This window comes from Halomonas saccharevitans (genome assembly GCF_900116405.1).
In the GTDB taxonomy this organism is placed as follows: Bacteria; Pseudomonadota; Gammaproteobacteria; order Pseudomonadales; family Halomonadaceae; genus Halomonas; species Halomonas saccharevitans.
In genome coordinates, this window is sequence record NZ_FPAQ01000007.1 from 44,395 (window position 1) to 63,678 (window position 19,284).

General features: G+C 66.9%; 15 protein-coding genes. 5 read left to right on the plus strand and 10 right to left on the minus strand.

From position 1 onward, the window contains the following. Window positions 1–138: 138 nt before the first annotated feature. The 6 genes from purB to BM388_RS05045 all read right to left on the minus strand — a co-directional run bounded on the left by purB (window position 139) and on the right by BM388_RS05045 (window position 7,051). The gene (purB, locus tag BM388_RS05020) at window positions 139–1,503 is read right to left on the minus strand and encodes an adenylosuccinate lyase (protein WP_089847958.1); all 1,365 of its coding nucleotides are present in this window, start codon (window positions 1,501–1,503) and stop codon (window positions 139–141) included. Window positions 1,504–1,567: 64 nt separating this feature from the next. After that, window positions 1,568–2,209, minus strand: coding sequence for a high frequency lysogenization protein HflD (hflD, locus tag BM388_RS05025; RefSeq protein ID WP_089847851.1), 642 nt, complete (start codon window positions 2,207–2,209; stop codon window positions 1,568–1,570). After that, complete coding sequence (gene mnmA / locus BM388_RS05030; protein ID WP_089847853.1) at window positions 2,206–3,336, minus strand: tRNA 2-thiouridine(34) synthase MnmA; 1,131 nt, start codon at window positions 3,334–3,336, stop codon at window positions 2,206–2,208. The genes hflD and mnmA overlap by 4 nt, the downstream gene beginning before the upstream one ends. A gap of 289 nt (window positions 3,337–3,625) precedes the next feature. After that, window positions 3,626–4,075: an NUDIX domain-containing protein gene (locus BM388_RS05035; protein ID WP_089847855.1), complete on the minus strand. Its 450-nt coding sequence runs from the start codon at window positions 4,073–4,075 to the stop codon at window positions 3,626–3,628. Continuing rightward, complete coding sequence (locus BM388_RS05040) at window positions 4,072–4,674, minus strand: pseudouridine synthase (RefSeq protein ID WP_089847857.1); 603 nt, start codon at window positions 4,672–4,674, stop codon at window positions 4,072–4,074. Before BM388_RS05040 ends, BM388_RS05035 begins: the two co-directional genes overlap by 4 nt. 139 nt (window positions 4,675–4,813) lie before the next feature. Then, entirely contained in the window at window positions 4,814–7,051 is a 2,238-nt protein-coding gene (locus BM388_RS05045) for an NADP-dependent isocitrate dehydrogenase (protein WP_089847859.1), read from the minus strand. Window positions 7,052–7,227: 176 nt separating this feature from the next. Here BM388_RS05045 and icd point away from each other — a divergent pair, with 176 nt between their 5' ends. From icd to clpA, 3 genes are all read left to right on the plus strand, one after another. Beyond that, window positions 7,228–8,484 (plus strand): NADP-dependent isocitrate dehydrogenase, encoded by a 1,257-nt coding sequence (gene icd / locus BM388_RS05050; RefSeq protein ID WP_089847861.1) that lies wholly within the window; start codon window positions 7,228–7,230, stop codon window positions 8,482–8,484. A 208-nt stretch (window positions 8,485–8,692) separates the two neighbouring features. Beyond that, the gene (clpS, locus tag BM388_RS05055; protein ID WP_390882377.1) at window positions 8,693–9,079 is read left to right on the plus strand and encodes an ATP-dependent Clp protease adapter ClpS; all 387 of its coding nucleotides are present in this window, start codon (window positions 8,693–8,695) and stop codon (window positions 9,077–9,079) included. Window positions 9,080–9,217: 138 nt separating this feature from the next. Beyond that, window positions 9,218–11,494, plus strand: a complete 2,277-nt coding sequence (clpA, locus tag BM388_RS05060; protein ID WP_089847865.1) for an ATP-dependent Clp protease ATP-binding subunit ClpA — start codon at window positions 9,218–9,220, stop codon at window positions 11,492–11,494. Window positions 11,495–11,652: 158 nt separating this feature from the next. Here the strand turns inward: clpA and infA are convergent, their stop codons facing one another. The 3 genes from infA to aat form a co-directional block, all read right to left on the minus strand. Beyond that, complete coding sequence (infA, locus tag BM388_RS05065) at window positions 11,653–11,871, minus strand: translation initiation factor IF-1 (protein ID WP_089847867.1); 219 nt, start codon at window positions 11,869–11,871, stop codon at window positions 11,653–11,655. A 135-nt stretch (window positions 11,872–12,006) separates the two neighbouring features. Beyond that, window positions 12,007–12,747, minus strand: a complete 741-nt coding sequence (locus BM388_RS05070; RefSeq protein ID WP_089847870.1) for an arginyltransferase — start codon at window positions 12,745–12,747, stop codon at window positions 12,007–12,009. A 46-nt stretch (window positions 12,748–12,793) separates the two neighbouring features. Continuing rightward, window positions 12,794–13,528 carry a leucyl/phenylalanyl-tRNA--protein transferase gene (gene aat / locus BM388_RS05075; protein ID WP_089847872.1) on the minus strand — a complete coding sequence of 245 codons (735 nt, stop codon included), beginning with the start codon at window positions 13,526–13,528 and terminating at the stop codon, window positions 12,794–12,796. Window positions 13,529–13,681: 153 nt separating this feature from the next. Between aat and BM388_RS05080 the strand changes: the two genes are divergently transcribed. Together BM388_RS05080 and lolA are read left to right on the plus strand one after the other, a co-directional pair. After that, window positions 13,682–16,987: a DNA translocase FtsK gene (locus BM388_RS05080; RefSeq protein WP_245781460.1), complete on the plus strand. Its 3,306-nt coding sequence runs from the start codon at window positions 13,682–13,684 to the stop codon at window positions 16,985–16,987. A 115-nt stretch (window positions 16,988–17,102) separates the two neighbouring features. After that, a complete protein-coding gene (gene lolA, locus BM388_RS05085; protein WP_089847875.1) occupies window positions 17,103–17,732 on the plus strand; it encodes an outer membrane lipoprotein periplasmic chaperone LolA in 630 nt (209 codons plus the stop codon). Window positions 17,733–17,823: 91 nt separating this feature from the next. On the opposite strand, the gene BM388_RS05090 is transcribed toward lolA, so the two are convergent. Beyond that, window positions 17,824–19,164 (minus strand): replication-associated recombination protein A, encoded by a 1,341-nt coding sequence (locus tag BM388_RS05090; protein ID WP_089847878.1) that lies wholly within the window; start codon window positions 19,162–19,164, stop codon window positions 17,824–17,826. Window positions 19,165–19,284: the final 120 nt, after the last annotated feature.

Here is a 19,284-nt window from a genome sequence, read left to right on the forward strand (position 1 = left end):
AGGGCGCTGTGAACCCTTCCCTGGGCGCTACCTTTGCCATCCATGGCAAAGGACCCTCGCTCTGACCCGCCCCCGGCCGCTGATCATGCTTTCGGCTTTCGGCTTTCGGCTTTCGGCTTTCGGCTTTCGGCTTTCGGCTTAGAGGTTGCGCGCCTGGGCCTCGGCGTTGCCGATGTAGCTGGCCGGGCTGAGCGCCTTGAGCTCGCTCTTCACCTCGGCGGGGAGCTCGAGGGTGTCGATGAAGGCGGCGAAACCGGTCTGGTCGATGCGCTTGCCGCGGGTCAGCTCCTTGAGCTTCTCGTAGGGCTTCTCGATGCCGTAGCGGCGCATCACTGTCTGGATCGGCTCGGCGAGCACCTCCCAGCTGTTGTCGAGATCCTCGGCCAGGCGCGCCGGGTTGGCCTCGAGCTTGGAGATGCCCTTGAGCGAGGCCTGGTAGGCGATCATGCCGTAGGCCAGGCCCACGCCGAGGTTCCTGAGCACCGTGGAGTCGGTGAGGTCGCGCTGCCAGCGGGAGATCGGCAGCTTCTGGGCGAGGTGGCCGAGTATCGCGTTGGCAAGCCCCAGGTTGCCCTCGGAGTTCTCGAAGTCGATCGGGTTGACCTTGTGCGGCATGGTCGAGGAGCCGATCTCCCCGGCCACGGTGCGCTGCTTGAAGTAGCCAAGCGAGATGTAGCCCCAGACGTCGCGGTCGAAGTCGATGAGGATGGTATTGAAGCGGCAGACCGCGTCGAACAGCTCGGCAATGTAGTCGTGGGGCTCGATCTGGGTGGTGTAGGGGTTGAAGGTCAGGCCCAGCCCCTCGACGAAGCTCTGGGCATTGGCTTCCCAGTCCACCTCGGGGTAGGTCGTGAGGTGCGCGTTGTAGTTGCCCACCGCACCGTTGATCTTGCCGAAGATCTCGACCGCCTCGATCTGCTTGAGCTGGCGACGCAGGCGATAGGCGACGTTGGCCATCTCCTTGCCAAGCGTGGTGGGGCTCGCGGTCTGGCCGTGGGTGCGCGAGAGCATCGGCTGGGCGGCGTGCTCCTCGGCCAGGCGGGCGACCTCGTCGGCGACCTGGTGCATCATCGACAGCAGCGCCTTCAGGCCGTCGGTCAGCATCACGCCGTGGGAGAGGTTGTTGATGTCCTCGCTGGTGCAGGCGAAGTGCACGAACTCGGTGACCGCATGCAGCTCAGGTTGATCGGCGATCTTCTCCTTGATGAAGTACTCCACCGCCTTGACGTCGTGGTTGGTGGTGCGCTCGATCTCCTTGATGCGCTCGGCGTCCGTCAGGGAGAAATCGCGCAGCAGCGCCTCGAGGTGCGCGGTGGCCTCGGCGGAGAGCCTCGGCACCTCGGTGATCTGCGGGTGCTCGGCGAGACACTCGAGCCAGCGGATCTCGACGATGACCCGGGCGCGGATCAGGCCGAATTCGCTGAAGTGCTCGCGCAGGGCGGCGGCCTTGGACTCGTAGCGGCCATCGACGGGAGACAGGGCGGTGAGGGCGGAGAGGGGCAGAGGAGCGGCTTGCATGGGTTGGATTCCGGTCAAGGGGTGGTCACGGGGGTAATGAAAAGGCGGATCAGCCCAGCTGGTCCAGGGCCTTCTTCAGGGCGCCGCGCTGGAAGACCAGCTTCCAGCGCCGGCCCCCCTGCTGGTGCCAGAGCAGGGCGAAGCGGATGCCGGCGAGCAGGATGGCGCGCACGCGCTCCGGCATCATGCGGCTCTGCAGCAGCGAGGGGTCGCCCTGGACGACGATGCGCGTCTTGAGCGTCGAGAGCGTCTCCTGGTAGGCCTCGCCGAGGCTCGAGATGACGTTCTCGTGGGTGGCGCCGAAGTGTTCTGCCTGACCCTGGATGCGCGTCAGACGCGTCCCCAGGTCGTCCATCATGGCGTCGTTGGAGCGCAGCTGGTTCATCAGCATCAGCAGCGAGAAGCCGTAGCGCAGCACTACCGGATTGACCTGTTGGCGGCCGACCACGCCCTCGAGTACCTCGAGTCCCTGGCGCAGGTTGTTGGGGTGGCCGCCGTAGATCGCCTCGAAACTCTCCGGATTGGTGTCCAGGGTAGCGCGGATCAGGGTCTCCCAGGCGCGCTGGTCGGTCTGTCCGGTGCGGGCGAGCGCGTCGACCTGGCTGGCGGCCTGGAAGACCCCGGCCAGCGCCAGGGCCTGGCGGGCCGCGGGCGTGTCCGGGGCGCGGTGGATTGGGGGCGAGGCGGTCATTGGCCAAGCTCCTTGGCGTTCCAGGTGGCGCGGGTCACGCCGCCGCCCAGGCAGATATCGCCGTCGTAGAGCACCAGCGACTGCCCGGGCGTCACGGCGCGCTGGGGATCGTCGAAGCGCACCTCGACGCCGCCGTCCTCCCGCGTGTGGAACGTGCAGGGCACGTCGGCCTGGCGGTAGCGAGTCTTGGCGGTGAGGCGAGCTTCGGCGGCCGGTGCCTCGCCGGCCACCCAGTCCATGGCCTCGGTGGCCAGGCTATCGGTGTAGAGCAGCGGGTGGTGCTTGCCCTGCACGGCGACGAGCACGTTGCGCGTGAGGTCCTTGGCGGCCACGTACCAGGGGGCGTCGGGATGGTGGGCGAGCCCACCGATGCCGAGCCCCTGGCGCTGGCCCAGGGTGTAGTACATCAGGCCCATGTGCTCGCCGATCACCTCGCCCTCGGGCGTCTCGATCACGCCGGGTTGGGCGGGCAGATACTGCTTGAGGAAATCGCTGAAGCGGCGCTCGCCGATGAAGCAGATGCCGGTCGAGTCCTTCTTGCGCGCGGTGACCAGTTCGTGGCGCTCGGCGATGGCACGCACCTCGGGCTTCTCGAGCTCGCCCACCGGGAACAGGGTGCGGGCGATGGCGGCCTGGGGCACGGCGTGCAGGAAGTAGCTCTGATCCTTGTTGGGATCGAGCCCCTTGAGCAGCCTCGGGCGTTCGTCGCCATCGAGACGGCCGCGCACTTGCCCTTCACGAACATAGTGGCCGGTGGCGATCTTCTCGGCGCCGAGCATCTCGGCGTACTCGAGGAACACCTTGAACTTGATCTCGCGGTTGCAGAGGATGTCCGGATTCGGGGTGCGGCCCGCCTGGTACTCGGCCAGGAAGTGCTCGAAGACGTTGTCCCAGTACTCGGCGGCGAAGTTGGCGGTATGCAGCGGGATGCCGAGCTTCTGGCAGACGGCCTCGGCATCCGCCAGGTCCTCCTTGGCGGTGCAGTACTCCGTGCCGTCGTCTTCGTCCCAGTTCTTCATGAACAGGCCTTCGACCTCGTACCCCTGCTCTAGCAGCAGCAGGGCGGATACGGAGGAGTCGACGCCGCCGGACATGCCGACGATCACCTTGCCTGTGGTGGCGGTCATGGGCGCTCTCGGATTGAGTGTCACAAATGGGGTGGGATTATACATGATGTCAGCGTCTGGCGCCGAGCCGGTGGTCGGCTCGATGCTTGTCTTTCGCGGCATTCCCGACGACAGCGCCCAGCGTGCCGGACCATCGCGGGGGCGCAGTGAATACCTCCCTGACCGCTACCTTTTCCTTCCCTGGAAAAGGACCCCCGCTTCGCGCTGCCCTCGGCGCCGCTTACTGGGTGTCATCATCCGCTTGGCCGCTTGGCCGCTTGGCCGCTTGGCCGCTTGGCCGCTTGGCCGCTCAGCGCTCGTGAATCACGTCCATGGGGTAGAAGCGGCTCGCCAGCGCATCGCGGATGCGTCGCATCACCAGGGGGCTTCTCAGGCGGCCTTCGCGCTCCAGCGCCTCGAGCTCTTCGAGGGTCAGCCAGTGGACGGCGAAGATGGCAGGGTCCAGCTCGCTGCCGAGATGCGCCAGCGCCATGCCGAAGAAGCCATGGCTGTGAAAGGTCAGGCCGTCAGGGGAGCGGTAGACATACATGCCCAGGTAGTCGGTGATGCCGACCTGCCAGGCGGTCTCCTCGCGCAGCTCACGCAGGGCGGCGTCGCGGATGCGTTCACCAGGCTCCAGGTGGCCGGCGGGCTGGTTGAACAGCGTCTCGGGCCCGCCGCGGTCCTCCTCGACGATGAGGAAGCGACCGGCGCGTTCCACCACGGTGGCCACGGTGACGAAGGGATGCCAGCGGCTCATGGGCGTCTCCTTGGTGGGCGGCGGCGCTGGGCCGTCGGCTTGGGGGCATGCAGGGTCTCGCGGCGCCACTCGCCGGGGGCCAGGCCGTCGAGCCGCCAGGGGCCGATGGCCACGCGCACCAGGCGCAGGGTCGGATGGCCGACATGAGCGGTCATGCGCCTTACCTGGCGGTTGCGGCCCTCGCTGATGGTCAGCTCCAGCCAGGTGGTGACGGGATGGCGCCTGGGGTCCAGGGGCGGGGTGCGCTCGGCAAGTTCGCTCGAGACGAGCCGACGGACCTTCGCCGGCCGGGTCGGGCCATCCTTGAGAGTGACGCCGTCGCGCAGCGCCTGCAAGGCGGCATCGTCGGGGGTGCCCTCGACCTGCACGCGGTAGGTCTTGGGCTGCTTGTGCCGGGGGTGGCTGATGCGGTGGATCAGGGCGCCGTCGTCGCTGAGCAGCAGCAGTCCCTCGGAATCGTAGTCCAGTCGACCGGCGGCGTAGATGCCCGGCACCGAGATGACATCGGCCAGGGTGGCGCGATGCTCCGCTCCATCGGCGCGGCGGTCGGTGAACTGGGAGAGCATGCGGTAGGGCTTGTTCAACAGGTAAAGGTTCATCGTCTCTTTCCACTATGCCGAGCGCCTGACGCCGCGTAATGCCTGATGCTACAACGCGACGGCTCCCCTCCGCCAAGGGGCGGACGGGAGCCGGGAGAGCCGCCCGCAAGGGGCGGCGGGACGCTTCGGGACGCTACCTTCAGCCCTGGGCGACCAGCGCCAGGGCGTCGTTCAGGGTCTTGCTCGGACGCATGACGTCACGCGCCAGCTCGGCGTCGGCATGGTAGTAGCCCTTGATGTCCACGGGCTGTCCCTGCACGCCGTTGAGCTCCTCGAGGATGGTCGCCTCGTTGGCAATCAACGTCTCGGCCAGGCGAGCGAAGAGTGCCTTGAGGTCCGCGTCCTCGTCCTGAGCTGCCAGGGCCTGGGCCCAGTAGAGGGCCAGGTAGAAGTGGCTGCCGCGGTTGTCCAGCTCGCCGGCCTTGCGGGAGGGCGACTTGTTGTGCTCGAGGAACTCGCCGGTGGCCTTGTCCAGCGCCTCGGCCATCAGGGCGGCCCGGGCGTTGTCGAAGGTCTTGGCGAGATGCTCCAGGGAGGCCCCCATGGCGAGGAACTCGCCGAGGCTGTCCCAGCGCAGGTGATTTTCCTCGAGGAGCTGCTGGACGTGCTTGGGCGCCGAGCCGCCGGCGCCGGTCTCGAACATGCCGCCACCGGCCATCAGCGGCACGATGGAGAGCATCTTGGCGCTGGTCCCGAGCTCCAGAATCGGAAACAGGTCGGTGAGGTAGTCGCGCAGGATGTTGCCGGTCACCGAGATGGTATCGAGGCCGCGAACGACGCGCTCGAGGGTGTAGCGCATGGCCCGGACCTGGGACATGATCTGGATGTCCAGACCCTCGGTATCGTGCTCCGCGAGGTAGGCCCTGACCTTCTTGATCAGCTCATTCTCGTGCGGGCGGTAGGGATCGAGCCAGAACACGGCCGGCATGCCGGAGTCGCGGCAGCGCTCTACCGCCAGTTTCACCCAGTCGCGGATCGGCGCGTCCTTGACCTGGCACATCCGCCAGATGTCGCCCTCTTCGACGGTCTGGGAGAGCAGCACCTCGCCGGTCTCCAGGTCGGTGATGTTGGCGACACCGTCCGCCGGGGCCTCGAAGGTCTTGTCGTGGGAGCCATACTCCTCGGCTTTCTGGGCCATCAGGCCGACGTTGGGCACGGTGCCCATAGTGGCGGGGTCGAAGGCGCCGTTCCACTTACAGAAGTTGATCATCTCCTGGTAGATGCGCGCGAAGGTCGACTCCGGCATCACCGCCTTGACGTCCTTGAGGCGGCCGTCGGCGCCATACATCTTGCCGCCGGCACGAATCATGGCCGGCATCGAGGCGTCCACGATCACGTCGCTGGGCGAGTGGAAGTTGGTGATGCCGCGCGCCGAGTCGACCATCGCCAGTTCCGGCCGCTGATCATGGCAGGCGTGCAGGTCGCGGATGATCTCCTCGCGCTGGGTCTCGGGCAGGGTGTCGACCTTCTCGTAGAGGTTCGCCATGCCGTTGTTGACGTCGACGCCCAGCTCGTCGAACAGCTCGCCGTGCTTCTCGAAGGCGTCCTTGTAGAAGATCTTCACGCAGTGGCCGAACACGATGGGGTGCGAGACCTTCATCATCGTCGCCTTGACGTGGAGGGAGAACATCACGCCGGTCTGGCGGGCATCTTCGATTTCCCGCTCGTAGAACTCGAGCAGCGCCTTCTTGCTCATGAACATGCTGTCGATGACCTCGCCTGACTGCAGCGAGACCTCGGGCTTGAGCACGTGCGCCTCGCCGCTCTCGGTGATCAGCTCCATCTTGACCTTGCGGGCGCGATCCAGGGTCATCGACTTCTCGCCGTGGTAGAAGTCGCCGCCGTGCATGTGCGAGACGTGGCTGCGCGAGGCCTGGCTCCACTCGCCCATGTGATGGGGGTACTTGCGGGCGTATGCCTTGACGGCCTTCGGTGCACGACGATCGGAGTTGCCCTCACGCAGCACCGGGTTGACGGCGCTGCCCTTGACCTTGTCGTAGCGCGCCTGGATGTCACGCTCTTCGTCGTTCTTTGGCTCGTAGGGATATTCCGGCAGGGGGTAGCCCTGTCCCTGCAGCTCCTTGATGGCTTCGTGAAGCTGCGGCATGGAGGCGCTGATGTTGGGCAGCTTGATGATGTTGGCTTCCGGCGTCTTGGCCAGGGCGCCCAGTTCGGCCAGGTGATCCTCGACGCGCTGCTCCTCGGTCAGGTAGTCGGGAAACAGCGAGAGGATGCGGGCCGCCAGGGAGATGTCGCGAGTTTCCACCTCGATACCGGCAGCATCGGTGAAGGCGTCGATGATCGGTAGCAGCGAGTGGGTCGCCAGCGCAGGCGCTTCGTCGGTGAACGTGTAGATAATCTTGGGCGTCTGGGACATGGGACGTTGATCTCTCTGGTCACTTCGATGGCGTGGAGCGGGCGCGCGCGAAGCGCCCCGACGAGCGGGGAGAGAGTGTAGCAAGATTGTCGACAAAAGTACCGTAGCGTAATCCGAGGTGAGGGCCGATGATAGTCGGAGTCCTTTACCGAACAGACCAGACAGGGGAGATCTCCATGGGGTTTCAGAAAATCGTCGTACCCGACGGTGGCCACAAGATCACGGTCAACGCCGACAACACCCTGAACGTGCCGAACGATCCGATCATTCCGTTCATCGAGGGTGACGGCATCGGTGTCGACGTGACGCCGGCCATGAAGATCGCCATCGATGCCGCCGTGCAGCATGCCTATGACGGCGAGCGCAAGATCCACTGGATGGAGGTTTATGCCGGCGAGAAGGCTACCCACGTCTACGACGCCGACACCTGGATGCCGGAAGAGACCCTGGAGGCGGTCAAGGAGTACGTCGTCTCCATCAAGGGACCGCTGACCACGCCGGTGGGCGGGGGTATCCGTTCCCTGAACGTCGCCCTGCGTCAGAAGCTCGACCTCTACGTCTGCCAGCGCCCGGTGCGGTGGTTCGAGGGCGTGCCGAGCCCGGTCAAGAAACCGGCCGACGTCGACATGGTGATCTTCCGCGAGAACTCCGAGGACATCTACGCCGGTATCGAGTGGAAGGCCGGCACCCCGGAAGCCGACAAGGTCATCAAGTTCCTGCGCGAGGAGATGGGTGTCCAGAACATCCGTTTCCCCGAGAACTGCGGCATCGGCGTCAAGCCGGTTTCCGTCGAGGGCACCAAGCGCCTGGTCCGTCAGGCCCTGCAGTACACCATCGATAATGACCGTGAGTCGCTGACCCTGGTGCACAAGGGCAATATCATGAAATTCACCGAGGGGTCCTTCAAGGACTGGGGCTACGAGCTCGCCAAGGAGGAGTTCGGTGCCGAGCTTCTCGACGGCGGCCCCTGGATGACCATGAAGAACCCGAAGACCGGCAAGGAGATCGTCATCAAGGACGTCATCGCCGATGCGATGCTGCAGCAGATCCTGCTGCGTCCGGCCGAGTATGACGTTATCGCCACCCTGAACCTGAACGGCGACTACCTCTCCGACGCCCTGGCGGCGGAAGTGGGCGGCATCGGCATCGCGCCGGGCGCCAACCTGTCCGACGCCGTGGCCATGTTCGAGGCTACCCATGGCACAGCGCCGAAGTATGCCGGCCAGGACAAGGTCAACCCGGGCTCGCTGATCCTCTCCGCCGAGATGATGCTGCGCCACATGGGGTGGACCGAGGCGGCCGACCTGGTGCTCAAAGGCATGGAGAAGGCCATCTCCAAGGGCGAGGTCACCTATGACTTCCATCGCCAGATGGACGATGCCAAGCTGCTCAAGTGTTCCGAGTTCGGCCAGGCCGTCGCCGATAACATGTAAGATGTAGGACGCGATGCCGGACCCGGGCCCTCGTCCGCCTCCAGGCGGACGAGGGCCCTTTGCGTTCGTGTAGCCCGTAAACCAGCGTTGGTGATGAACCCTGCCGGCGCGGTGGCGTCCAATCACGGTTGAGATGATCGCCGCGCGCGGCTTGTCGAGATGGATAGTGGCTCTTATGTTCAGTAGAGATGATGAGGTGACAGCGCGAATGTGGCAGGCCTTCCCGTCAGGAGGCATGACGCGACCGCCGGGCCCGGATTCCCCCGGCCTGCAAGATACCGGGCGACCCGAGGAAGAGGACGGCGATCTGGCGGTGCAGCCTGCCGACCCGGAGGTGGCACGTCCTCCCATGTACAAGGTAGTGCTGCACAATGACGACTTCACGCCCATGGAGTTCGTGGTCGAGGTGCTGCAGACCTTCTTCCATATGGACAGCGAGGCGGCGGTGCAGATCATGCTGACCGTCCATACACGAGGCAAGGCGACCTGCGGTGTCTTTACTCACGACATCGCGGAAACCAAAAGCCATCAGGTCAATCAATATGCAAGAGAGTGTCAGCATCCGCTGCTGTGCGACATCGAGGCGGCGGACTGAGCGGCATGGTCGAGGAGGAAGTGCGGCGGTCAAGCGTTGAGGCCGAACTTGCAACGCTACCGTTTGTACCCGAATGTTGATGATGCCGGACCATGAACGATCCGACGCGAAGCCCTGAGCGGCGAGAAGGGGACTGCCATGCTGAGTAAAGAACTTGAACTGACCCTGAACACGGCCTTCACCGTGGCTCGCTCCAAGCGCCACGAGTTCATGACCGTGGAGCACCTGCTGCTGGCACTGCTCGACAATGCCTCGGCGGCGGATGTGCTGCGCGCCTGCGGGGCCAACCTCGACAAGCTGCGGTCCGACCTGCAGGATTTCATCAATTCCACCACGCCGCTGATTCCCGAGGATCAGTCTGACCGTGAGACGCAGCCGACCCTGGGGTTCCAGCGCGTGCTGCAGCGCGCGGTCTTCCATGTCCAGTCGTCCGGCAAGAGCGAGGTCACCGGCGCCAACGTGCTGGTGGCGATCTTCTCCGAGCAGGAGAGCCAGGCGGTCTACTTCCTCAAGCAACAGAACGTGGCGCGGGTCGATGCCGTCAACTACATCGCCCACGGCATCTCCAAGGTGGCCGGCCATGGTCAGAGCCCGTCTTCGCCCTCGCCCGAGGCCGAGGAGGCCGAGGAGGGGGGCGCCGAAACGGGCTCCAACCCCTTGACCAGCTACGCCACCAACCTCAACGAGCAGGCGAGGATGGGCAAGATCGATCCGCTGATCGGTCGCGACCATGAACTCGAGCGCGTGGTGCAGATCCTGGCGCGGCGCCGCAAGAACAACCCGCTGCTGGTGGGCGAGGCCGGGGTCGGCAAGACCGCCATCGCCGAGGGGCTGGCCAAGCGCGTCGTCGAGGAGGACGTGCCCGAGGTGATCAGCGACGCCGTGGTCTATTCGCTGGACATGGGCGCGCTGCTGGCCGGCACCAAGTACCGCGGCGACTTCGAGAAACGCCTGAAGAACCTGCTGGCCGAGCTGCGCAAGCAGCCCAATGCCATCCTGTTCATCGACGAGATCCACACGGTGATCGGCGCGGGCGCCGCCTCCGGCGGCGTGATGGACGCCTCCAACCTGCTCAAGCCGCTGCTCTCCTCGGGCGAGCTGCGCTGCATTGGCTCCACCACCTTCCAGGAGTATCGCGGCATCTTCGAGAAGGATCGCGCCCTGGCTCGGCGCTTCCAGAAGGTCGACGTGATGGCGCCCTCGGTAGAGGACACCACTCGGATCCTCAAGGGCCTGCGCTCGCGCTTCGAGGAGCACCACCAGCTGAAGTACACCGATGCGGCCCTGGAGAGCGCGTCACGGCTGTCTGATCGCTATATCAACGACCGTCACCTGCCCGACAAGGCCATCGACGTGATCGACGAGGCCGGCGCCCATCAGCGGCTGCTGCCGCCGGAGGTGCGCGTCGATACCATCGACGTGGATCAGGTCGAGGCCGTGGTGGCCTCCATCGCGCGGATTCCGCCGAAGAGCGTCTCGAGCTCCGATCGCAAGCTGCTGGCCAACATCGATCGCGATCTCAAGATGCTGGTGTTCGGCCAGGACGAGGCCATCGACAGCCTTGCCGCGGCGATCAAGCTGTCGCGGGCCGGCCTCAAGTCGCCGGACAAGCCGGTGGGCAGCTTCCTGTTCGCCGGCCCCACCGGGGTCGGCAAGACCGAGGTGGCCCGCCAGCTCTCGCACATCATGGGCATCGAGCTGGTGCGCTTCGACATGTCCGAGTACATGGAGCGCCACACCGTGTCGCGGCTGATTGGTGCGCCTCCCGGCTACGTCGGCTACGACCAGGGCGGGCTGCTCACCGAGGCGATCACCAAGCAGCCCCACTGCGTGCTGCTGCTCGACGAGATCGAGAAGGCGCACCCCGAGGTCTTCAACCTGCTGCTGCAGGTCATGGATCACGGCCGCCTGACCGACAACAACGGCCGCGAGGCGGATTTCCGTCACGTGATCCTGATCATGACCTCCAATGCCGGGGTCGAGCAGGCCACGCGGCGCTCCATCGGCTTCCAGAGCCAGGACCACTCCACCGATGCCATGGAGGTGATCCGCAAGACCTTCTCGCCGGAGTTCCGCAACCGCCTGGACGGCATCATCCAGTTCCACGCCCTGCCCACCTCGGTGGTACGCAACGTGGTCGACAAGTTCCTGGTGGAGCTGCAGGCGCAACTCGACGAGAAGCGTGTCCAGCTGGACGTGGACGATGCGGCGCGGGAGTGGCTGGCCGAGAAGGGCTACGATCCCGACATGGGGGCACGCCCGATGGCTCGCCTGATTCAGGAGAAGCTCAAGAAGCCGCTGGCCGAGCTGATCCTGTTCGGCGAGCTCGCCGAGCACGGTGGCGTGGTGCACGTCAGCGTGGAAGCCGGCGATCTGCACCTGGCCACGGAGTCGGAGCTGGCCGACGCGCCCTGAGGAAAGCCAGGTCGGCTAAACCATCAGTCGGCCAAACCATCACAGCGCCCTGTCTTCGGACGGGGCGTTGTTCGTTCGGGCGTGATGCGGGAGGAGGTGGCGGACGCGAAGGCGGCCGACACTCGAGCGGCGCCCGGGCCTGGTGGCCCGATCGGCGCTCAGCGGGCGCGGTAGACGATGCGGCCCTTGGACAGGTCGTAGGGAGTCAGTTCGACCTTGACCTTGTCGCCGGTGAGGATGCGAATGTAGTGCTTGCGCATCTTGCCGGAGATATGGGCGGTCACCACGTGGCCGTTCTCGAGTTCGACGCGGAACGTAGTGTTGGGAAGGGTATCGACGACGACGCCTTCCATTTCGATATGGTCTTCACGTGCCATATAGGCGGTTCCTCGCTGATGATGACAAAAAACGGGCGGCGCGGTGTCGCGGCAGGGCCACCCGTGCCGACAGGATAGCGCGATATTGTGCCGCATGCCGCTCGTCATGGCAAAGGAACCCTGGTTCGATTGCGCCTATTGCGTGGTGATCAGGCGCCGCCAGTGGCGACCGTCGAGCATCTCCAGCGGCTGGAAGCTCTGCTTGTAGGCCATCTTGCGACACTCGCGGATCCAGTAGCCGAGATAGACATGCGGCAGCCCCAGCTCGTGGGCGCGCAGGACCAGTGATAAGACGGCCAGGGTGCCCAGGGAGCGCCGCTCCAGTTCGGGCGCGGGATCGAAGAACGTGTAGATGGCCGAGAGGCCGTGCTCGAGCTGATCGAAGGCCGAAACGGCCACCAGTCGCCCGTCGAGGCGAAACTCCAGCAGTCGGGCATAGGGCTGGTCGAGGGTCAGGAAGGTGCGGTACTGCTCGTGGCTCGGCGGGTACATGTCGCCATCGGCATGGCGGGTCCTGACGTAGTGCGCATAGAGGGCATAGTGCTCGGGATCGAAGAGGGCGGGGCGCACGTGCAGGCTGAGGTCGGCGTTGCGGTTCATCAGCTTGCGCTGGGTACGACTCGGTGAGAACGCCTCCACCGGGATGCGCACCGAGATGCAGGCGTTGCAGGTATCGCAGTGGGGTCGGTAGAGATGGCGGCCGCTGCGACGAAAGCCGAGTAGCGCCAGGGCGTCGTAAACGCCTCGGCTCGGCGCCTCCTGGGGGTCGAGGAATAGCGTGGTTGCCTCACGGCCCGCCAGGTAGCTGCAGGCGTGAGGTACGGTCAGAAAGAAACGCAGGTCCCTGACCGGCTGTCGGGGGGCGTTGCTGCTCAAAGCTGCCGTCTCCTCTGCGTCTTGCTCGCGCGAATCCCCGGCCCGGTCATCCTACGGTGCCGATCGTCTCGAAGGACCAATTGGGGGCCGGCGCGATCGCCTCCGCTTGCCGACGGTCATGCGCGGGTTCACCCAGCCACTGATCAAGATAGTCGATGAACTCGCGGCGGGCGATGTCTCGTGCGCCCAGGCTCGCCAGGTGATCGGTGTGCATCTGGCAGTCGATCAGTCGACCGTCGCCGGCGGCCATGACTCGGGCCAGCTGTACCAGGGCGACCTTGGAGGCGTCGGGCTCTCGGGAGAACATCGACTCGCCGAAGAACACCGGCCCCAGCGCGATGCCGTAGAGACCGCCGACCAGAGCATCGTCGCGCCATACCTCCACGGAGTGGGCCGCCCCGAGCGCGTGCAGCTGCCCGTAGGCCGTGCGCATCTCGTCGGTGATCCAGGTGCCCGGCTGGTCGTCACGCGGGGCCGCGCAGGCCACCATCACCGCCTCGAAGGCGCGGTCGGCGGTTATCGTGAATCCGGCGTTGCGCAGCCGCTTGGCGAGGCTTCGCCGCACGCGGATCTCGCCAGGCACCAGCACCATGCGCGGGTCCGGGCTCCACCAGAGGATCGGTTGATCATCGCCGAACCAGGGGAAGATACCGTGGCGATAGGCGGCCAGCAGCCAGGCCGGGGTCAGGGCGCCGCCCGCGGCCAGCAGGCCGTCGGGATCGCGCAGCGCTGACTCGACGGGAGGGAACTGTACGGCGTGCGCGGGTAGCCAGGGCAGCATGGGGCCTCTTCCTCATTGACGGCTCGTTCAGTCTGCCGCGCCGCGGAGCAGGTCTCAAGGCATGCCGGCCCCTGTGATGGTGAGCGCTTGCTCGGTATGATTGATGCCCATGACATCCGCAATACGCCATGTGGGCGCAAGGGAGGTGGCCGCTTGAGTGTCAAGAAAAGGTCCTCGTCGCGTCGTGAGGCGGCGGCGAATGCCAGGGAGAAGGCCAGGCGCGTCGGCCTGCGGCTGCAGGGGGCGACTCGCGAGGGCGTGGTGATCATCCTGCTGGCCGCCTGCGTGTTCCTGTTGCTGGCGCTCTACAGCTTCCGCAGGGGCGACCCCGGCTGGTCGAGCAGCGGCCCGGAGACCGAGGTCGCCAACTGGATGGGCGCCTTCGGCGCCTGGCTCGCCGATGTGCTCTACTCGCTGTTCGGTGTCAGCGCCTTATGGTGGCCGGGCATGCTGGGGTTCGCCGCCTGGTGGCTGATCCGTTCGCGTCAGGTGCGCTTCGAGTGGGATCCCACCGCCCTGGCGGTGCGCTGCGGTGGGTTGGTGCTGCTGTTGCTGGGCACCACCACCCTGGGGGCGCTGCACTTCTACCGCCCCGATGGCCCCTTGCCCTACTCGACGGGCGGCATCCTCGGGGAGGGCCTGGTCGGTGCGCTGCTGCCCCTGGTGGGCGCGGGCGGCACCGGCCTGCTCTCCGTGGCGGCCATGCTCTGTGGTTTTCCCCTGTTCACCGGTCTCTCCTGGTTGACGGTGATGGACGAGCTGGGCCGTCGCGGCCTGCTGGGGTGGCGCTGGGTGGTCGACCGGTTCGGGCTGTCGCGGGAGCGCCGCGCCGAGCGGCGTGACCTCGACCAGCAGACCCGCGAGACAAGGGATGCCGAGGCGCCGTCCGCAAGCCCCGAAGAGACCGACGAGCGGCCTCCCTGGTGGCGGCGGCTGGGCCGCCGCCGCGATGACGCGCCGACGCTGGCGACCGATCCCGGCTTCGGCGACGACGGTGAGACCGATATCCCCTGGGAGGTGCCCGAGCGCACGCCGTCGGCCAAGCGCCCCGAGGCCGCCTACTCGGCGCGCATGGCGCAGGAGCCGCGGGTCGATATTACGCCCCTCGAGGCGCCACGCCCCGAGACGTCTCGCCGCGACTCGCCGCCCGCACGTGCCTCCGCCGAGGTCGATGCGCCCGAGCGTTCCCGTGCGCCGCGAGTCGAGCTCACTGCCGAGGCGATGCGTTCGTCCGCCGAGCCCCGGGAGCCCGATGAGCGCCCCGATACAGGTGGCCATGACGCCGAGGCGCCGGGCGCGCGGCGCCGGCCGGAGACGATTCCCGAGCCGGTGCTGCCCGACGATGACGAGGTGACGCCGGCCTGGCAGGGGCCGGCCCTGCGGGCGTGCCGCGACGACGAGCGTCTGGACGGCGTACTCGATACGTCCGTCGACGCCCATGACGCCTCTCGAAGCGATACCCGGCACGACGCCGAAGACGTCGACGAGCCGCCCGTGGCGCGCGCCTCCTCCGGGGCTTCGCCGCACTCGCCCGCGCGCGATTCCCGTCGACAGGAGCCACGTCTCGCCGATTGGCAGAGTGGTGACGCCGAGTTCGACGAGGAGGCCTCGGAGCCGTTCCTCACCTCTCATACGGTTCGTGAAGCCCCCGAGGCGATTCGGGAAGCCCCCGAGGCGACACGCGACGCCTCTCGAGCGGATCGCGAGGAGCCGCGCGATGCCGCCGAGACGCCGCCCCGGCGCGATCCCGGCGTGGCGCCCCCCGAGCCCGCCGAGCAGGAGGACGAGCCAAGGGTGGACGACGCCGCGCCTGCCCGGGAAGACGATGCGCCCCGGGTAGCGAGCGCCGAGCAGGCGCGCGAGGCCGCCGACGAGCTCGAGGGCCCGGCGCTGTGGACCGTGGAGCACCTGCAGAACCAGCGGCCGATGTTTGACGATCTGCAGGAGCCCGATGGCGAGCTGCCGAACCTGCGCCTGCTGACGCCGCCGGAGCCCCAGCAGCGCAACTACTCCAAGCAGCAGCTCGCCGAGATGGCCGAGCTGCTCGAGACGCGGCTGCGCGAATACGGCGTCCGCGCCGAGGTGGTCGACACCTGGCCGGGGCCGGTGATCACGCGTTTCGAGATCAAGCCGGCGGCGGGCGTGAAGGTTTCCAAGATCAGCAACCTGGCCAAAGACCTGGCGCGCTCCCTGATGGTCAAGAGCGTACGGGTGGTCGAGGTGATTCCTGGCCGGCCCACCGTGGGCATCGAGATCCCCAATCCGCACCGGGCGATGATCCGCCTGCGCGAGGTCATCGATTCCGACAGTTACCAGCATGAGGCCTCGGCGCTGACCCTGGCGCTGGGTCAGGACATCGGCGGTGGCCCGGTGGTGGCTAACCTTGGCAAGATGCCCCATCTGCTGGTCGCCGGCACCACCGGCTCGGGCAAGTCGGTGGGCGTCAACGCCATGCTGATCTCGATGTTGCTCAAGGCGACGCCCGACGAGGTGCGCATGATCATGGTCGACCCCAAGATGCTGGAGCTGTCGGTCTACGACGGCATCCCTCATCTATTGGCGCCGGTGGTCACCGACATGAAGGAGGCGGCCAACGCCCTGCGCTGGTGCGTCGCCGAGATGGAGCGGCGCTACAAGCTGATGGCCGCCATGGGCGTGCGCAACATCGCCGGCTTCAACGCCAAGCTCGACGAGGCCGAGCGGGCCGGCGCCCAGGTGGCCGACCCGCTGTGGGAACCGCAGCCCTGGGAGATGCACCAGGCCCCGCCGGTGCTCGAGAAGCTGCCCTACATCGTGGTGGTGATCGACGAGTTTGCCGACATGTTCATGATCGTCGGCAAGAAGGTCGAGGAGCTGATCGCGCGCCTGGCGCAGAAGGCCCGTGCCGCCGGCATCCACCTGATTCTCGCCACCCAGCGCCCCTCGGTGGACGTGGTGACCGGCCTGATCAAGGCCAACATCCCCACCCGCATGGCCTTCCAGGTCTCCTCGCGGGTCGATTCGCGCACCATCCTCGATCAGGGCGGTGCCGAGAACCTGCTGGGCCACGGCGACATGCTCTACCTGCCCGCAGGCTCCGGCATGCCGACCCGCGTGCACGGCGCCTTTGTCGATGACGACGAGGTACATCGGGTGGTCGAGGACTGGAAGCGCCGCGGCGAGCCGGAGTACATCGACGAGATCCTCTCCGGCGGCGTCTCCGCCGAGGCCCTGGCCGGGCTCGAGGCCGAGGGGAGCGGCGGCGACGGCGATGCCGAGCAGGACGCGCTCTACGACGAGGCGGTGCAGTTCGTGACGGAGTCGCGGCGAGCCTCCATTTCGGCCGTTCAGCGGCGTTTCAAGATCGGCTACAACCGGGCGGCGCGCCTGGTCGAGTCGATGGAGATGGCCGGCGTGGTCTCCACCATGGGCACCAACGGCGCCCGCGAGGTGCTGGCGCCGCCCCCGGTGGGCGACTGATGCACCGCAATCATGCAGCAACGATGAAAGCCTGCGACGGGCGTGCAACCCGTCGGGGCTTGTCCGGTCCGAGTGTCAGGATGCCATGATGGACCCGTCCAGGGAGACAGAGACGATGAGCATGAAGAAGACCCTCGCCGCGCTGACCGTGACGCTTTGCGTGCCGATATCGGCCCTGGCCAGTGACGGCGCCGATCGTCTGGCGGCGATCCTCGAGCCGCTTGAGACCTATGCGGCCGACTTCGAGCAGCAGATCCTCGATGGCAGCGGCCAGCGCCTGCAGGAGGCGCGCGGTCGCATGTGGCTGTCGCGTCCCGGCAAGTTCCGCTGGGAGGTGGAGGCGCCCTATGAACAGCTGGTGGTCTCCGGTGGTGAGGAGGTGATCCTCTATGACCCCGACCTCGAGCAGGCCACGGTGCAGCCGCTCGATCAGCGCGTGACCCATACCCCGGCCCTGCTGCTCTCCGGCAGCGCCGACGAGCTGACCGACAGCTACGAGGTTACCCGTCAGCAGCAGGGGGCCAGCGAGACCTTTATCCTGGCGCCGAAGGATCCCGACACCCTGTTCGAGGAGCTGAAGATGACCTTCCGCGGCGAGGCGCTGGACATGCTGCAGATGACCGACAGCACCGGTCAGCGCACCGCCATCGGCTTCGATAACGTGCGCATGAACGAGGGGGTGGACGAAAGCCGCTTCGCTTTCGATATCCCCGCGGGCACCGATGTGATCCGCTCGACGCAGTAACGCGCAAGCCCGATAGCGCTACCGAAGACCCCCGCCGGCACTCACCTCCGGCGGGGGTCTTCATTTGCGCGGCGCCCGATCGCCGCCGGCGTTACCCGCCGGCGTCGTCCGCCTCGGCGTCCCGCTGCGCCCGCCAGGCCATGATCTGGGCGTAGCGCTTCTCCTGGCCGTGGCTGGTGGGGTGATAGAGCGGGCGGTGGGGCACCTCGTCGGGCCAGCAGTCGTGGGCGCTGCCGGCCGGATAGCCGTCGGGCTCGCTGTGCGCGTAGCGATAACCCTCGCCGTGGCCCAGCGACTCCATCAGCTTGGTCGGGGCGTTGCGCAGGTAGGTGGGTACCTCGAGCCGCGGCTGCGAGGCCGCCAGATCCTTGGCCTGCTTCCAGGCGCGATCGATGGCGTTGCTCTTCGGGGCCACCGCCAGATGGATGGCGGCGTGGGCAATGGCGCGCTGGCCCTCGTAGTCGCCCAGGCGCAGGTAGGCATCCCAGGCCGACATGACCAGCGGCAGGGCGCGCGGGTCGGCGTTGCCGACGTCCTCCGAGGCGATGGCCGTCAGGCGACGGATCACGTCCAGCGGGTCGCCGCCACCCTGCATGAAGCGGGCGATGTAGAGCAGGGCGGCGTCGGGGCGCGAGGAGCGGATCGACTTGTGGATCGCCGAGAGCAGGTCATAGTAGTGATCGCCCTGCTTGTCGAAGGCGCTGGCGGTGTGGCCGATCACGTCCTCCAGCGCCTCGCGGGGCAAGCGCTCGCCGCTCCCCTCGGCCAGCGTGAAGTCGCAGGCGGTCTCCAGCAGGCCCAGCGCCCGTCGGGCATCGCCGGCGGCGGCGCGGGCCAGTATCGCCAGCACCTCATCGTTCACCTGGATCCGTCGGGCGCCCAGGCCGCGCGTCTCATCATTCAGCGCTCGCTGCATGACCTCCACGAGCTCGGCCTCGGTGAGCGACTTGAGGACGTGGACCCGGGCCCGCGAGAGCAGCGCCGAGTTGACCTCGAAAGAGGGATTCTCGGTGGTGGCACCGATCAGCGTCAGCAGCCCCGATTCCACATGGGGCAGCAGGGCGTCCTGCTGGCTCTTGTTGAGACGGTGGATCTCGTCGAGAAACAGCAGGGTGGGGCGCTCCCGGGCCTGGAAGTCGCGGGCGCGATCGACCGCGGCGCGAATCTCCTTGACCCCGGCCATCACCGCCGAGAGGTGCTCCAGGTGAGCACCGGAGACCTCGGCGAGGATCTCGGCCAGGGTGGTCTTGCCGGTGCCGGGAGGCCCCCAGAGGATCATCGAGCGCACCACCCCGCTCTCGGCCATGCGCGCCAATGGCTTGCCAGGACCCACCAGCGCCTGCTGGCCCACGTAGTCCTCGAGGCGGCGCGGACGCATGCGAAAGGCCAGGGGGGCCGCATCGTCCGGGGCGTGGCGCTGGAAGAGATCCATGTCTGACTCCTTGGCGCATGGCTGATAGAGTGGATGTGTCATCGCAGGCAATACGACCCTGGATGAGAGGCAAGATTCGCCCCGGGGGACTAGCCTGAGGCAGGTCGTTTTATTGGTGCA

Bases quoted from the DNA above. Each gene is read 5' to 3' on its own strand.
- BM388_RS05045 (WP_089847859.1), bottom strand. From the start codon at position 7,051: ATGTCCCAGACGCCCAAGATTATCTACACGTTCACCGACGAAGCGCCT.
- mnmA (WP_089847853.1), bottom strand. From the start codon at position 3,336: ATGACCGCCACCACAGGCAAGGTGATCGTCGGCATGTCCGGCGGCGTC.
- clpS (WP_390882377.1), top strand. From the start codon at position 8,693: ATGTGGCAGGCCTTCCCGTCAGGAGGCATGACGCGACCGCCGGGCCCG.
- lolA (WP_089847875.1), top strand. From the start codon at position 17,103: ATGAGCATGAAGAAGACCCTCGCCGCGCTGACCGTGACGCTTTGCGTG.
- aat (WP_089847872.1), bottom strand. From the start codon at position 13,528: ATGCTGCCCTGGCTACCCGCGCACGCCGTACAGTTCCCTCCCGTCGAG.
- BM388_RS05090 (WP_089847878.1), bottom strand. From the start codon at position 19,164: ATGGATCTCTTCCAGCGCCACGCCCCGGACGATGCGGCCCCCCTGGCC.
- icd (WP_089847861.1), top strand. From the start codon at position 7,228: ATGGGGTTTCAGAAAATCGTCGTACCCGACGGTGGCCACAAGATCACG.
- BM388_RS05035 (WP_089847855.1), bottom strand. From the start codon at position 4,075: ATGAGCCGCTGGCATCCCTTCGTCACCGTGGCCACCGTGGTGGAACGC.
- clpA (WP_089847865.1), top strand. From the start codon at position 9,218: ATGCTGAGTAAAGAACTTGAACTGACCCTGAACACGGCCTTCACCGTG.
- hflD (WP_089847851.1), bottom strand. From the start codon at position 2,209: ATGACCGCCTCGCCCCCAATCCACCGCGCCCCGGACACGCCCGCGGCC.
- BM388_RS05040 (WP_089847857.1), bottom strand. From the start codon at position 4,674: ATGAACCTTTACCTGTTGAACAAGCCCTACCGCATGCTCTCCCAGTTC.
- infA (WP_089847867.1), bottom strand. From the start codon at position 11,871: ATGGCACGTGAAGACCATATCGAAATGGAAGGCGTCGTCGTCGATACC.